This is a genomic window from Sorangium sp. So ce145 (assembly GCF_051525985.1).
GTDB lineage: Bacteria > Myxococcota_A > Polyangia > Polyangiales > Polyangiaceae > Sorangium > Sorangium cellulosum_B.
In genome coordinates, this window is record NZ_CP150315.1 from 10,401,391 (window position 1) to 10,415,539 (window position 14,149).

Consider the following 14,149-nt stretch of genomic DNA (forward strand, 5'->3'; position numbering starts at 1 on the left):
ACAGCATGTCGACACACGCAGAAGCAGCTGGCGCGCACGGGCACGGGCACGGCCATGGCCACGGCGCAGACCACGTGCCTCACGTCCTGCCGCTCAAGGTCTACATCGCCACGTGGCTCGCGCTGCTCGTGCTCACGGTCGTCACCGTGGGCGCGAGCTACGTCGACCTCGGCGCGGCCAACCTGGCGATCGCGGTCCTCATCGCGACGACGAAGGCGGGCGTCGTGGCGCTCATCTTCATGCACCTCAAGTGGGACCATAAGTTCCACACCCTGATCTTCGCGTCGTCGCTCATCTTCCTGGCGATCTTCATCGGCTTCACGATGTTCGACACGGCCAACCGGGGCCGGGCCGAGGGGATCGAGGCCGAGCGGCCGGCGGACATCAAGGCGCCGTTCGACGGCAAGCGCGCCGCCGACGACTGGAGGATGAAGCGGGCGCACAAGGCGCCGCCGCCGCCCGCGCAGGGCGCGCACGGCAACGGAGCCGAACAGGCCAAGTGACCGGCCCGGGGCCGAGCGCCCCGCTGGCGCGAGGCCGAATGTAATCCAGCCAACAATTCTAACCCACGGTATTCGCTGGGTTTTTTCCTGACACCCCCCGGATGTGGGCCGGGGCGCACCTCGCGCGTGCTCGCGGCTTTCGTGCGCGGTACAAGGGAGCGGATGCAAGGCCACGTCGGAAGGTTGCTCCGGGATGGACGCCGGACGCCTCGACCGCGCCCTGGAAAGCCCCCCTGTCCGCGCGCGGATGCACTCCTCCTTCCAGCCATGGTCGCTTGACGCAGGGCACGACCCCGCCAAGAGCAGCGCGCCCCCTGCAGCGCGCCGGCGGCTCGCGGTCCTGCTCTCCGGGCCGAAGCCCCCTTCCTGGGACACCGCCGACAGGTGGCTGATCCAGCTGCGGTGGGGGGCGATCGCGGGGATGATCGCGACGACGGTCGCGGGCAGGAAGCTCGTCCCCGACCTCGGGCTCGCTCCGCTGATCGTCGGCATCGCCGCGATCGCGGCGGCCAACGTCGCCTGGACCTTCCGGGTCCGGCGCGCGCGCCGGCCGGACGGGGGCGAGCCCTCTGCGCGCGAGCCCGCGCAGGATCACGCGCGCGCCCAGCTCGTGGGCGACGTGATCGCGAACGCCTGGATGCTCTGGTTCTCGGGCGGGCTGGCGAACCCCTTCGCCGTCTTCCTCGCCTTCCATATCGCGCTCTCCGGCCTCCTCTGCCCGCGGCGCACGACCGTGCTCGTGGGCCTGTTGACGCTGGCCGCCATCGCCGTGCTCACGTACGCGACGCCGCTGCCGCTCGACGCGGCGCCGCTCGGCGGCGAGCGCATCCGGCGGCTCGGCGACCTCGTGTCGCTGACGTCGCTGACGCTGTTCCTCGGCTTCTTCGTCGTCGTCTACGCGCACAGGCTCGAGGAGCTCCGGCAGCAGAGCCAGCGGAACGAGCGGCTGGCGATGCTCGGGCGCATGGTCGGCGGGATGTCGCACGAGCTCAGCACGCCGCTCGCGACGATCCTCCTCGCGAGCAAGGACCTCGTCGACGTGGCCCGCGAGACGGGCTCCGAGGACGCCGCGCGCATGGCCGAGACCGTGGCCGGCGAGGCGCGGCGCGCGAGCGACATCATCGGGCTGATGCGCGGCCAGATCCGGCTCGATCAGCGGATGGAGCCGCTGGAGCTCACCCGCTTCGTGCGCGACCTGGCGAAGGTCGAGCTCGCGCGGCTCGGCTACCGCGGCGAGCTCGCGTTCGACACGCCGCGGCCGGTGCAGGCGGACGTGCTGCGGCCGGCGCTCTGCCAGGTGCTCGTCAACCTGCTCGCCAACGCCGCCGAGGCGACGGCCGACTCGGCCGAGCAGCGGATCGAGGTGAGCGTCGTCGAGCGCGGCGACCTCTGCGAGATCGCGGTCTCCGACAGCGGGCCGGGGCTCAACCCCGACATCGCCGGGCGGCTCGGGGAGCCGTTCCAGACGACGAAGATGGAGCAGGGAGGCATGGGGCTCGGGCTCTACATCAGCTCGATGATGGCCTCCCGCATGAACGCGGTGCTGCGCATGGAGAGCGTCGAGACCGGCGGCGCGAAGGCGACCTTGCGCCTCCGCCTCGACGGGGGCACGGGCCCCATGGACGCGGATCTCCCCGGCGCGCTGAAGCGCTCCGGGGCCGCTTGAGGTGAAGATGACGCGACGGATCGAGACGGCGCTCCTCGTGGACGACGACGACGCGTTCCGCACGACCCTGCAGGGCGCGCTGCGCCGCCGCGGGGTCGTGGCGAGGACGGCGGCGACGATCGACGAGGGGCTCGTGGCGCTCGAGTACGAGCCGGTGGACCTCGTGGTCATCGACTACCGCATGCCGCGCGGCGACGGGCTCAGCGCGCTCGCCCAGTACCGCAAGCTGCAGCCCGACGCGGCGATCGTGATGCTGACCGGGTTCGGGGACATCCCGCTCGCGGTGGCGGCGATGCGCGAGGGCGCCGACACGCTGCTCAGCAAGCCCGTCGACGCGGACAAGCTGCTGCGCGAGGCCGCGAGCCTCCGGGACCGCCAGCGGCCCCCGCCCTCGGCGGCGACGACGCCGCCGCCGGGGAGCCTGAAGCTCGACGATCTCGAGCGCGAGGCGATCCGCGCCGCGCTCCGGGAGTCGGGCGGCGTGGTGGCCACCGCGGCGAAGCTGCTCGGGATCGACCGGCGGACGCTGCAGCGGAAGCTGAAGAAGCTCGGGGGCTAGGCCCCGCCGAGCGCGTCGAGCGCGCCAAGGACGTCCCTCACGACGTCCTCGGTCTCCTCGATGCCGACCGACAGGCGGATCAGCGCGGGGGAGATGCCGATCGCCGCGAGCTGCTCGTCGCTGAGCTCGTGGAAGCTCATGATGCAGGGCTGCTCGATGAGCGTCTCCACGCCGCCGAAGCTCGGGGCGATCGCGGCGACGCGCGTGCCGTCCACGACGCGCGACGCCGCCTCTCGCCCGCCGCGCACGGTGAAGCTCACGACGCCGCCGAAGCCGCGCATCTGCTCGGCCGCGACCTTGTGATCCGGGTGCGACGGGAGCCCCGGGTAGAACACCCGCTCCACCGCGGGGTGCGCCTCGAGCGCGCGCGCCACGGCGAGCCCGGTCGCGTTCTGCCGCTCGATGCGGAGCGCGAGCGTCTTCATCCCGCGCCCGATCAGCGCCGCGGCGTGGGGATCCATGATGCCCCCAAGGACGCTCCGCAGGTCGCGGATCAGCGAGATCAGCGCGCTCGATCCGGAGACCGCGCCGCCCAGGACGTCGTTGTGGCCGGACAGGTACTTGCTGGCGCTGTGGACCACGAGGTCGATGCCGCGGCCGATCGGGTCGGAGTTGCAAGGGGTCGCGAACGTCGCGTCGACGACCGTCTTCACCCGCGCCTTCTTGCAGATCTCGGCGAAGCGGGACAGGTCGATACAGTGGAGGTAGGGGTTCGTCGGCGACTCGCTGAGCGCGAAGCGGGTGCGCGGCCGGATGGCCGCCTCGAGCTGATCGAACGCGCCCGGGTCGATCAGCGTGTGCTCGACGCCGAGCCGGGAGAGCACGTTGATCACGAACTGCCGCGTGCGGCGGTACACGTCGCGGAACAGGATGACGTGGTCGCCCGCCTTGAGGAGCGCGAACGCCGTGGTCGTCACCGCCGCCATCCCGCTCGCGAAGAGCAGGGCGTCCTCGGCGCGATCGAGCGCCGCGATGCGCTGCTCGACCTCGCGCACGGTGGGGTTGCCGTAGCGGCCGTACTCCTGCCGCTCGGGATCCGCGTCACCTCCGGCGAAATAGCGCTCGAGGTCCGCCGTGTTCGCAAAGGTGTAGGTCGCCGTCTGCGCGATCGCAGGCGCGAGGGTGTGGGAGGGGCGCTGGCGGAGTACGCCCGCGTGCACAGCTTCGGTCGAGTTCGGCAGAGCGGTCTTCATGGTGCTGGGGGCTGGAACCCTCATGGAACCGGCCGCGATAATTGTCGCACTTGACGCGTCGGAAATATAGGGAATACCATCGGATATGTCGCAACGAGTCGAGCGCCTTGCGGCGGCCATCGACGTACACGCCGAGAACGTCGCCAAATTCAAACGTGGTGAGCTGACCCCCGACCAGTTCCGTCCTTTGCGGCTGGCCATGGGTGTCTACGCGCAGCTCGCGCACGTGAAGCACATGCAGCGGATCAAGATTCCGGGAGGGCAGCTCACGGCTGCGCAGCTGGAAGCCCTCGCGGAAGTCACGGAGCGGTGGGGTCGCGGGCTAGCGCACGTCACGACCCGCCAGGACATCCAGCTCCACTACCTGGAGATCGAGGAGACGATCGACCTGCAGCGCGTGCTCGCGCGCGCGGGGGTGACGACGGTCGGCGCGTGCGCGGACACGCTGCGCAACATCACCGCGTCCCACCTCGCTGGCGTTGTCGAGGACGAGGTGTTCGACGTGACGCCCTATGCGCTCGCGGTCACCGAGCATTTCCTCTTCCACGAGCACAACCGGCGGCTGCCGCGGAAGTTCAAGGTGGCCTTCTCGGGGAGCGCGCGCGATCACGCGCAGATCATGATCAACGACATCGGTCTGCTCGCGAAGATCGGCGACCGCGGGCGCGGCTTCACGGTCTACGTGGCCGGCTCGCTCGGCTCGACGCCCGAGATCGCGCACCTCTGGAAGGAGTTCATCCCGGAGTCCGATCTGCTGCCGATGTGCGAGGCCGTGGTGAGCGTGTTCCACCGGGACGGAGAGCGGAAGAACCGGAAGAAGGCGCGCCTCAAGTTCCTGCTGCGCAAGATCGGCGAGGCCGAGTTCCTGCGCAGGCTCGACGAGGAGTTCGCCCGCATCAAGGCGGAGCGCGGCGACGCGCTCGCGGCCGAGCTGACGGAGCAGGTGGCCGGGTACCGGGAGAGCGCTCCGCCCCCGCTCACGCCGCTGCGGGAGACGCTCGGCGACGGCGCGTTCGCGCGCTGGAAGCGGACCAACACGATCGCGCAGACGCAGACCGGCTACCGGGTGGCGACGGTCAAGCTGCCGCTCGGCGACATCACGAGCGAGCAGCTGAGGCGCCTGGCCGACCTCTCGCGGCGCTACGGCAACGGCGAGGTGCGGGCGACGAACACCCAGAACTTCGTGCTGCGCTGGGTGCCGGAGGGGCAGCTGCTCAACCTGCACCGCGAGCTCTCGCAGATCGGCCTCGCCGAGGCGGACTCGGGGCACATCACCGACGTGGTGACCTGCCCGGGCGGCGATTACTGCACGCTCGCCATCACGAAGAGCATGGAGGTCGGCGCGCGCATCCGGGATCACCTGGTGCCGAACGGCAGCCGCCAGGAGGCCGACGACTTCGTCAGCGCGCTCGGCGAGTTCGACATCAAGATCTCGGGGTGCCCGAACTCGTGCGGTCAGCACCACGTCGCGGACATCGGGATGACGGGCCTGATGGTGAAGGGCAAGGACGGCGTCGAGCGCCCGCACTACTCGCTCCGCGTGGGCGGCGGCTGCGGCCCGAGCGCGCGCATCGGCGAGCGCCTCGACGGCCGCATCCCCGAGGAGGAGACGCCCAAGGTCATCGCCGCGATCGCGCGCTTCTACATGGCCGGCCGCGCCGAGGGCGAGAGCTTCCGCGACTTCGTCACGCGCAAGGGCGTGCAGGAGATCACCCGCGCCGGCTTCGCCGCCGCCGAGGGCGCGCTCTGAGCCCCCCCTCCCCATCCCGCCGCACCTGACACCTCGCCACATCGCCAAAGCAGCCAGGACGCCGTCTCGTTTGGCGTCCTGACCCTACCGCTGCCGAGCGGGGCTCACCCGCACAGGAGACGGGCCCAGATCGGCGTTTTCGGCGCGCAGGCGTGCTCCAGCACGCCGAGCACCGAAGACGTCGAGGTGGGCCCGTATCCGCAGCGGGTGAGCCCCGCTCAGCGGCGGCGCGGGATGAGGGGGGGATCTCCAGCGAACGGGTTCATCGACAGCGCGGCCAGCACGCCGGCCGCCCCTGCCTTCACCTTCTCCATCCCCGGAGCGACCGGCGCGAGCTCCTCGCGCTCCTCGAGGAGCTCGGGGGGGATCTCGAGCATGAACCGGCTCGGCGTCCTCGGCACCATCTTGCCGCGCGAGCCGCGGTGCTTCGCCCGCGTGAGGTAGAGCCGATCGCGGGCCCGCGTGACCGCGACGTAGAAGAGCCGCCGCTCCTCCTCGATGCTGTGGCCGCCCGTGTCGCCGCCCTCCGCGCCGCTCGGCGCGGCGTCCGTGGCGCGCTCGTCGAGGCTGCGCTGGTGAGGCATCAGCCCCTCCTCCAGGCCGATCACGAACACGTACGGGAACTCGAGCCCCTTTGCGCCGTGCATCGTGGTGAGCGTCACCCGGTCGGTGGCCTCCTCTTCCTCGGAGTCCTGCCGCAGGGCGAGCAGCCGCAGGAACTCGGCGAAGCTCGCGCGGTCCCCCTTCCCCTTCTCGTCGCGGCGCGCGAAGACGTTGAGCAGGCCCTCGATGTTGCCCCAGCGGCGCGCCGCGGCGTTGGCCGTGGACGAGCCGGCCATGATGTCTTCCTTGAAGCCGGCGTCGGCGAGGAGCGCGCGGGCGACCTCCGCGGAGGGCTCGCCGCGCTCGAACCGCGCGCGCGTGGCCTCGATGATCCGGAGCAGCTGGCGGCAGCCCTCGATCGCGGCGGAGGTCAGCTCGTGGACGGCGTGCGGCCGCGACACCGCCGTCCAGAGCGACGCGTCGTGCGCCGTCGCGTAGGCGCCGAGCTTGGCCACCGCGGCGTCGCCGATGCCCCGCGCCGGGTAGTTCAGGATGCGCCGCAGGCACATCTCGTCGCCCGGGTTGAGCGCGACGCGGAGGTAGGCGATGAGGTCCTTGACCTCCTTGCGCTCGAAGAACTGCTGGCCGCCGATCATCCGGATCGGGATCTGCCGCTCCTTGAGGGCCGACTCGATCGCGGCCGCCTGGAGGTTCGAGCGGTACAGCACGGCGATGTCCTTCGGCCGCGCGGCCTCCCGCTCCAGGAGGCGCTGCGCCTCCGTGGCCACGAAGCTCGCCTCGACGTCGGGGTCCACGCAGATGATGGACCGCACCTTGTCGCCCTCCACCCGGGTGGCGATGAGCGACTTCTTGTGCCGCCGGGCGCCGGACTTGGCGAGCACCGCGTTCGCGACGTCGAGGATCGGCTTGCGGGAGCGGTAGTTGTGCTCGAGCTTGACGACCTTCGCGCCGGAGAAATGCTCCTCGAAATCGAGGATGTTGCGCACGTCGGCGCCGCGCCAGGCGTAGATCGATTGGTCGTCGTCGCCGACGACCACCACGTTGCGGTGCTCGCCGCAGAGCAGGCGCAGGAGCTCCAGCTGGGCGCGGTTCGTGTCCTGGTACTCATCGACGATCACGAAGCGGTAGCGCATCCGCCAGCGCTCGAGGACGTCGGCGCGCGTCTGCCAGAGGCGGACCACCTCGCAGATGAGATCGTCGAAGTCGAACGCCTGGAACGAGCGCAGCGCCGCCATGTAGCGCGGGTACACGAGCATCGAGATCTCGTCGTACTCGTCGATGCCCTTGCCCTGCCGCTGCGCCTCGGCCCAGGTCTCGGCGTCGAGGAACGCGTTCTTGGCGTTCGAGATGCGCGAGAGGATCGCGCTGACGTCGTAGCTCTTGCCGGCGCGGAGCTCGCGGAGGATCTCGCGGATGACCCCCAGGGCGTCGGACTGGTCGAAGATGGCGAAGGAGCCGCCGCGCAGGCCGAGGGCGCGGGTCTCCGCGCCGAGCACGTCGAGCCCGAAGCGGTGGAAGGTGCAGACCTTGAGCTCGCGCGCGACCTTGGAGCCGACGAGCTTGCCGACGCGCTCGTGCATCTCGGCGGCGGCCTTGTTGGTGAAGGTCATCGCCAACATGGAGCGCGCCGGGATGCCGCGATCGAGGAGGCGGGCGATCCGCGTGGTCACCACCCGGGTCTTGCCGGAGCCTGCGCCGGCGAGCACCAGCATTGGCCCGAGCTCGTGCTCGACGGCCGCACGTTGAGACGGGTTCAATAAGTCCGACACCGTGCCGTGGCCTAGCCCGGCGCGCGGCGGAGCGGGAGCTTGATTTTGTCGGAGCGCGGAGGAGGCGCGAGATGCCCGCTGGAAAGGCTCAGATGCCGGGCGGCGTGGCGAACTGCCCAGGGAACGGGTTCGCCTCCCGGCGGCGCTGGACCTCGTCGAACGTCCAGGGCGTCGTCCCGCGCTCGTTGAAGAGGGCCACGCCGATCACGCCGACGTTCCTCGTGTCGCCGTGCTTCTGGTTCGCATAGGAGCCGCGGACCGAGCCGAAGCGGAACGCGGCGACCGTGTCGACGGACTGGCGGAAGCCGTCGATCTCGAGCTCGCCGTGGGGCTCGATCAGGTAACCGCGCTTGCTGAACGTCGCGGCCTGGCCGTCCATGACGTCGAGGCCGTCGACGGAGACGACGCACTCGATCCGGGTCGGCGTGAGGTTGCGCAGCACGATGCTGTAGCGCTGGCCGGCCTCGCCGATGACGTGGCTCTTCTCGCCGGCGACGAAGCCGCTCAGGAAGCCGCCGCCGTCGCCGCGGAGCCCGACCGCGACGGCGCCGCCCGCCAAGGTGAACGCCCGCGGCGACGTGCGGCGGAAGCCGGACGCGCTCGCCATGGCGCGGGCGCCCTCGGCGTCGTTGTAGAACAGGCTCGCGACAACGAAGGGGCGGTTGACGTCGGCCCGGACGAACGGCGCGGTCGAGATGCGCGACACGCGCGTCTCCCCCCACTCGGTGCCGAGGCCCGGGCGATCGATGGGCTCCGGCGCGACCTGGCTGCTCGGCGCCTTGCGCGCGGCCCCCTCGGCGCGCGAGGCGCCGCCCGTGGCGGAGGGCCGCTCGATCTCGGCCGAAGGCGCCGCGGGCGAGGCGTCGATCGACGGCGGCGCGGCGGGCGCGCCCGGCTCGTCGAACGCGGCGCCGTCCTGGAACCCCTGTGCGCTGGAGGGCTCGGGAGCGCCCGTGATCGCGCGTCCCCCCTTTGCCGTGGAGTCCGCCGGCCGGGCCGCTGTGCTGCCGCCGCAGCCGGCGGCGCCCGCGAGGAGCGATATCGCCAAACAAGCCAGCCCGATTCGTCGCATCCGGTTCATGGTCCCTCCACTCCGCATTTGCGGTGTCGACCAGAGAACGGGCGCGGCGAGGCTACCTTACAGCCGAGCGCGCCTGCGCCCCGGCGTGCGCGGACGGCGGCGCGGGCGCGGGGTGCTCGCTGGCCGCGATCCAGCGCTGCGCCAGCGCGAGCCCGAGCGCGGCCGACGCGACGGCGAGCGCGCAGACGGCGAGCGCGGAGGCGCGCGACGCCGCACGGGCGACGGGCCGCGCCGGAGGTGCGCGCCGCGTCGAGCGCGCCCTCGGGCGGCGCGAGAGGCGCGCGGCGCCGGCCGACGCGGCGAGCAGCGGTCGGCGCTGCGCCTCGGCGGATGCCGAGTCGCACGCAGGCGTGCAGGCCGCGACGGCGTCGGCCGCGGTCGGGGTGAGCGCGGTCGCGCTGACCACCGGCCCGGCGCTCGACTGCGATCCGTCGTGCAACCGGACGTGCACTCGGCGCACAGCGGCTTCCATGTCGGCGGCCGTCTGGAAGCGATGCTCGGGCGCCTTCGCGATCGCGCGCAGGATCAGCCGCTCGAGCGCCGCCGGGATCGGCTGCGGCGCGAAGCGCGAGGGAGGAGGAGGCTCCTGCTCGCAGTGAGCGAAGCGGAGCGCGTCGCCCCGGCCGCGCAGCTCGTCGAAGGGGCCTCGCCCGGCGACGAGCTCGTAGAGGACGAGCCCCATCGCATAGATGTCCGCGCGCGGATCGATCGGCTGGGCGGCGCACTGCTCGGGCGCCATCGTCCTGGGTGTGCCGATGACGGCGTCCGGGGCGGTCAGCGAGGCGCTGGCGTGGAGGAGCTTCGCGACGCCGAAGTCGAGGACCTTGAGCGTGCCGTCGTCGCAGAGGAACAGGTTCTCGAGCTTGAGATCGCGGTGGACGATGCCCGCCGCGTGCGCGAGCGACAGCGCGGACAGGGCCTGCAGGACCAGGTCGAGCGCGGTCGGGACCGCGACCACGCCGAGGCGCGCGAGCTCGGTCCGGAGATCGCGCCCCTCGAGGAGCTCCATCGCAAAGTACGGACGGCCACCGTCGGTGACGCCGAGATCGAACACGTCGGGGAGACCCGGGTGGCGCAGGCGGGCGATCGAGCGCGCCTCGGCGCGCAGGCGCGCCGAGAGATCGCTGCGGCCCGCGTGGCTGCGGTGCAGCACCTTCACCGCGAACCGGCGGCCGAGCGCCCGGTGCTCGACCTCGTACACCTCGCCCATGCCGCCCTGACCGAGCAGGCGCAGCACGACATACGGTGTGCCGGGGAGCGGCTCCCCCTCACCCGGCGCGCGGAGCGGCCACGCGCCTTCGGACGGCTCGCCCTCGCCCGGCGCGCGGAGCGACCGCGCGAGAGGCGCCCTCGGCGCGAGCGACACCCCGCGCGCGTAGAGCAGCGTGCGCGCCCCGGAGCACTCGGCGGACGCGCCGCTCATCGCGCCTCTCCGACCGCGAGGTGCGCCCGCGCGCTGCGCTCGCCGTCCGGCGGCGCGGCGCGCCCCGCCCCGCCGTGGGCCGGCGTCTCCCTGCCCCCGCCTTCGCCCAGCGCCTCCGCGAGCGCGGCGGCCATCGCGTCCGCCGTCTGCCAGCGGAGCCCCGGATCCTTCTCGAGCGCGCGCGCGACGGCATGATCGAGCGCCGGAGGCACCCAGAGGAGCGAGCGAAGCCGCGGCGCCGGTGTGTTGAGGTGCGCCCGCATCACCGCCATCGAGTCGACCACCGGAAACGGACCGCGCCCGGTGATCGCCTCGAAGAGCAGGAGGCCCACCGCGTACACGTCCGTGCGAGCGTCGACCTCCTCGCCGCGGATCTGCTCGGGCGACAGGTAGCGCGGCGTGCCGAGGACGTTCGAGCCCGTCGACGGCTCCAGCCCCTCGCGGCTCACCTTCGCGATGCCGAAGTCGATGAGCACGGCGTGCTCGGCCTCGGGCACACCGGGCGCGCTCTCCAGATCGGCAACGCCTTGCTCGGCGCAGCTCGCTTGCGCGAGGAAGACGTTCGCCGGCTTGATGTCGCGGTGGACGATGCCAGCGCGGTGCGTCGCCGCGAGCCCGCCGAGCACCTGGATGGCGATGTGCACGGCGGTGGGCGTCGCGAGCGGTCCGCGCGCGTCAAGCCGCTCGCGCATCGTCTCGCCGAAGAGGCGCGGCATGACGAGGAAGGGCCGGCCGTCGCTCGTCACGCCGACCTCCTCGACCTTCACGATGTGGGGATGGTTCAGCGCGGAGAGAGCGCGCCCCTCCTGGACCAGGCGCGCTCCGATCTCGCTCGACCCCTCGTGCATGGCGCGGAGCAGCTTGAGCGCGCGCAGCTGGCCGCGGCGCCCGGTCACCTCGAAGACCTCCGAGCACGAGCCTGCCCCGATCCGACGGAGCACGCGGTACGAAGTCCCCGGCAGCGGCTGTCCGTCTTTCTTTTGCACCATGTCCGTCGACCTCCCTCGCGGGGGCGCGCGGCGGAGCGCCGGCGCCTTCGTTCGGGAAGGGAATCGTCGCTCTCGTGGCGGAAGTTGCGCGAACAAACCGCTCAGATCGTCAAAAAACGCGCAATCAACGGATGTGCAGTGGGGCGCGCTGCGAGCCGTTCAGGGCTGTACAAGGGGCGCGCGGCCTTCGCTCAGTGATAGAGGAACCACCGGACGCCCGGCTTGATCTCCATATGGTAATGGTCGGCGTGCGCCGCATTGAAATTGGGCGTCAGCACGTAGGTAAAAATCCCGAGGTCCGCCGCTTCGCACACGATGGACCGGAGCTCGCGCGCCTCGGGGAGCTCGGGCTGGGGCACCCCCTCACCGCAGGTCTTGTCCCCGATGCGGCCGTGGAAGTGGCGCGCGACGCTGATCCAGGTGCCGTCGCGCTTCTTGAGCGCACCGACGTCGATGGCCAGGCCGGCGGGGTGCCGCGTGCCCGGCGGAGCCCACGTGCCGCGGGGCTTCTGCCCTGCATCGCTGCGCAGCGCGACGTCGCCACGGTGCTTGACCGGAGACGTTGTCGCCCGGGTCGGCCCCGCGGCTTTGCGCCGAGCAGCGCGGCGCGCTCCGGCCTTGCCGGCGTCCTTCTTGGCCGGCCCGCTGCGCGCAGCGATCGTCCGCGTCCGCTGGCCAGGAGCCTTGGAAGCGGCGCCTGGATCGGCTTCCAGGGCGGCCTTCTCCTTCGGCGCCGCCCCCGCTGCGGCCTTCTCCTTCGGCGCCGCCCCCGCTGCGGCCTTCTCCTTCGGCGCCGCCCCCGCTGCGGCCTTCTCCTTCGGCGCGGCCTCCGCGGATCCCTTCTCCTTCGGCGCGGCCGCCGCTGCACCCTTCTCCTTCGGCGCGGCCTCCGCGGATCCCTTCTCCTTCGGCGCGGCCGCCGCTGCACCCTTCTCCTTCAGGCGTCGCGGCCGCTCCTCAGGTGCCTTGGACGTCCCATCGAGCGCGCCCTTCTTGCCGAGCTCCGCCGGCGGCGCAGGCTCGACCGGCGAGGCCTGCCTCGTCGATTCCTCGCGGGCAGCGCCGTCCGCGGCCGCTGCCCGTTGCACGGCGCTGTCAGCGGCCTTGGCATGAGCGATCGGGTGCCCGTGCTCTCCGTCGCCGTCCACGCCCTCGCGGCCGCGCATCGGCACGTTGGGTCGATACATCGTGTAATGGACGACCTCGTCGATATCGTGCCTCGAGAGCACGGCCGCAAAATCGTCGAGGGCGAGCGCGAGGCGCGCGTCCAGGATCTCGAACATGCTCGTCACGCGCTGCTCGGGCGGGAGCACCGAATGAAAGTTCACGCCGTTCAGCCGACCCGTGAGCCGGATCGGAGCGCGCACCCCAGGCGCGTGGTCGACCTTGAGGTACAGGATCTTCCGCCGATCCAGCTCCGCCAGCGCCTCCTCGTTCGTCATGTTGGCGTAGCGGTACGCCGGAGACGCCTCGGCGACGCTCGCCTCCGGCGTCATGAGGAACGGCGACGCGGCCGACGCGGGCGCCGGACCGAGCGTCGCGACGGACGCAAGCAGCGCGCAGGCCAACGGCTTCATCAGACAGCGAAGTCGGGAAAACGCCACAGCGGCCGCACTCTAACGTGGCCGGGCTGGAAGGCTAGAAAATGGGCGGTGGCTGGACCCGTGTGCAGCCCCCGAATCGCGCCGCCCCGAGCGCTGACCATCGCGGAGGGACATCGTGGCGGCTAGGCTGAGCGCGCGCGGCCGCGATCCCCGCGTACGCCCCCGCACCGCGCGCTCCCCTCCGCGACGAACACGCCTTGCAGCCGCCCACACCCATCGAACCGAGCCGAGACGCCAGCGCACCTGCCGGCGACGAGACACCTGGCGCGCCGGCAGACGCGAACGCCGCGAACGCCGCGAACGCCGCGCACGCGAGCGTCGACGAGCGCGCGCGCCCGCGGCCGCCCGAGCCGACCGCGGCGCGCGCGCTCCTCGCCGCTGGCATCACGACCGCCGCCGTGACGGCGGTGTCCTACGCCGCGCCGAAGAGCTACGCCGGCACGCTCGTCGGCCTCACGTTCTTCGCGGCGACGTCCTGGCTCGTGCTGAGGTACGACGAGTCGACGATCCGCGCCCACGGCCTGTCCCTCGGAGGGCTCCTCGAGCCCGTGCCGCTGTCGGCGAGGCGCCTCGCCCGCGCCGCGCTCCACGCCGTCGCCTGGGCGACGCTGGTCGCCACGATCGTCTTCCCGCTCTTCTGGCTGGGCTACCGGCTGTACTGGGGCGCGACCTCGCCGTTCGTGCTGCGCCCGCCGCCCTCGCTCGCCGACGAGATCGCCGCGCAGCTGCTCGTTGTCGCGCTACCCGAGGAGGCGTTCTTCCGGGGCTACCTCCAGAGCGCCCTCGACCGCGTCTTCCCGCCGCGATTCCGCGTCGCCGGCGCGACGCTCGGCCCGGCGTGGCTCCTCTCGTCGGCGATCTTCGCGATCGGCCACGTACTCACGATCCAGCACCCGGCCCGGCTCGCCGTCTTCTTCCCCGCTCTCCTCTTCGGCTGGCTGCGGGCGCGCACGGGCGGCATCGGGGCGCCGGTCGTGTTCCACGCGGCGTGCAACCTCCTCTCCCTCACCCTCGCCCGCGGCTACGGCCTGTCGCCGTGAGCGCCTCG

At 72.2% G+C, this 14,149-nt stretch carries 11 protein-coding genes; 5 read left to right on the forward strand and 6 right to left on the reverse strand.

The window, feature by feature from the left end; genetic code table 11:
- Nucleotides 1-5 precede the first annotated feature (5 nt).
- The 3 genes from WMF34_RS38655 (at nt 6) to WMF34_RS38665 (ending at nt 2,728) form a co-directional block, all read left to right on the forward strand.
- Nucleotides 6-503, forward strand: coding sequence for a cytochrome C oxidase subunit IV family protein (locus WMF34_RS38655; protein WP_012240203.1), 498 nt, complete (start codon nt 6-8; stop codon nt 501-503).
- Nucleotides 504-696: 193 nt separating this feature from the next.
- Nucleotides 697-2,169, forward strand: coding sequence for a sensor histidine kinase (locus WMF34_RS38660; RefSeq protein ID WP_012240204.1), 1,473 nt, complete (start codon nt 697-699; stop codon nt 2,167-2,169).
- A 7-nt stretch (nt 2,170-2,176) separates the two neighbouring features.
- Nucleotides 2,177-2,728, forward strand: coding sequence for a response regulator transcription factor (locus tag WMF34_RS38665; RefSeq protein ID WP_437990929.1), 552 nt, complete (start codon nt 2,177-2,179; stop codon nt 2,726-2,728).
- Here the strand turns inward: WMF34_RS38665 and WMF34_RS38670 are convergent.
- Nucleotides 2,725-3,921 carry a trans-sulfuration enzyme family protein gene (locus WMF34_RS38670; protein WP_012240206.1) on the reverse strand — a complete coding sequence of 399 codons (1,197 nt, stop codon included), beginning with the start codon at nt 3,919-3,921 and terminating at the stop codon, nt 2,725-2,727. The two genes, WMF34_RS38665 and WMF34_RS38670, sit on opposite strands and share 4 nt — an antisense overlap.
- An 85-nt stretch (nt 3,922-4,006) precedes the next feature.
- On the opposite strand from WMF34_RS38670, the gene WMF34_RS38675 reads away from it, so the two are divergent.
- Nucleotides 4,007-5,671, forward strand: coding sequence for a nitrite/sulfite reductase (locus tag WMF34_RS38675; protein ID WP_437990930.1), 1,665 nt, complete (start codon nt 4,007-4,009; stop codon nt 5,669-5,671).
- Between the two features lie 218 nt (nt 5,672-5,889).
- On the opposite strand, the gene WMF34_RS38680 is transcribed toward WMF34_RS38675, so the two are convergent.
- The 5 genes from WMF34_RS38680 to WMF34_RS38700 form a co-directional block, all read right to left on the reverse strand.
- Entirely contained in the window at nt 5,890-8,004 is a 2,115-nt protein-coding gene (locus WMF34_RS38680; protein WP_437990931.1) for an ATP-dependent helicase, read from the reverse strand.
- A gap of 88 nt (nt 8,005-8,092) precedes the next feature.
- Nucleotides 8,093-9,076: a hypothetical protein gene (locus WMF34_RS38685; protein ID WP_437990932.1), complete on the reverse strand. Its 984-nt coding sequence runs from the start codon at nt 9,074-9,076 to the stop codon at nt 8,093-8,095.
- A 61-nt stretch (nt 9,077-9,137) separates the two neighbouring features.
- Entirely contained in the window at nt 9,138-10,508 is a 1,371-nt protein-coding gene (locus WMF34_RS38690; RefSeq protein ID WP_437990933.1) for a serine/threonine-protein kinase, read from the reverse strand.
- Entirely contained in the window at nt 10,505-11,497 is a 993-nt protein-coding gene (locus tag WMF34_RS38695) for a serine/threonine-protein kinase (RefSeq protein WP_012240211.1), read from the reverse strand. The genes WMF34_RS38690 and WMF34_RS38695 overlap by 4 nt, the downstream gene beginning before the upstream one ends.
- A 191-nt stretch (nt 11,498-11,688) precedes the next feature.
- On the reverse strand, nt 11,689-13,074 hold the full coding sequence (locus WMF34_RS38700) for an extensin family protein (protein WP_437990934.1): 1,386 nt from the start codon (nt 13,072-13,074) through the stop codon (nt 11,689-11,691).
- Nucleotides 13,075-13,298: 224 nt separating this feature from the next.
- Here WMF34_RS38700 and mrtC point away from each other — a divergent pair, with 224 nt between their 5' ends.
- Nucleotides 13,299-14,141 carry a myxosortase MrtC gene (gene mrtC / locus WMF34_RS38705; protein ID WP_437990935.1) on the forward strand — a complete coding sequence of 281 codons (843 nt, stop codon included), beginning with the start codon at nt 13,299-13,301 and terminating at the stop codon, nt 14,139-14,141.
- Nucleotides 14,142-14,149 lie beyond the last annotated feature (8 nt).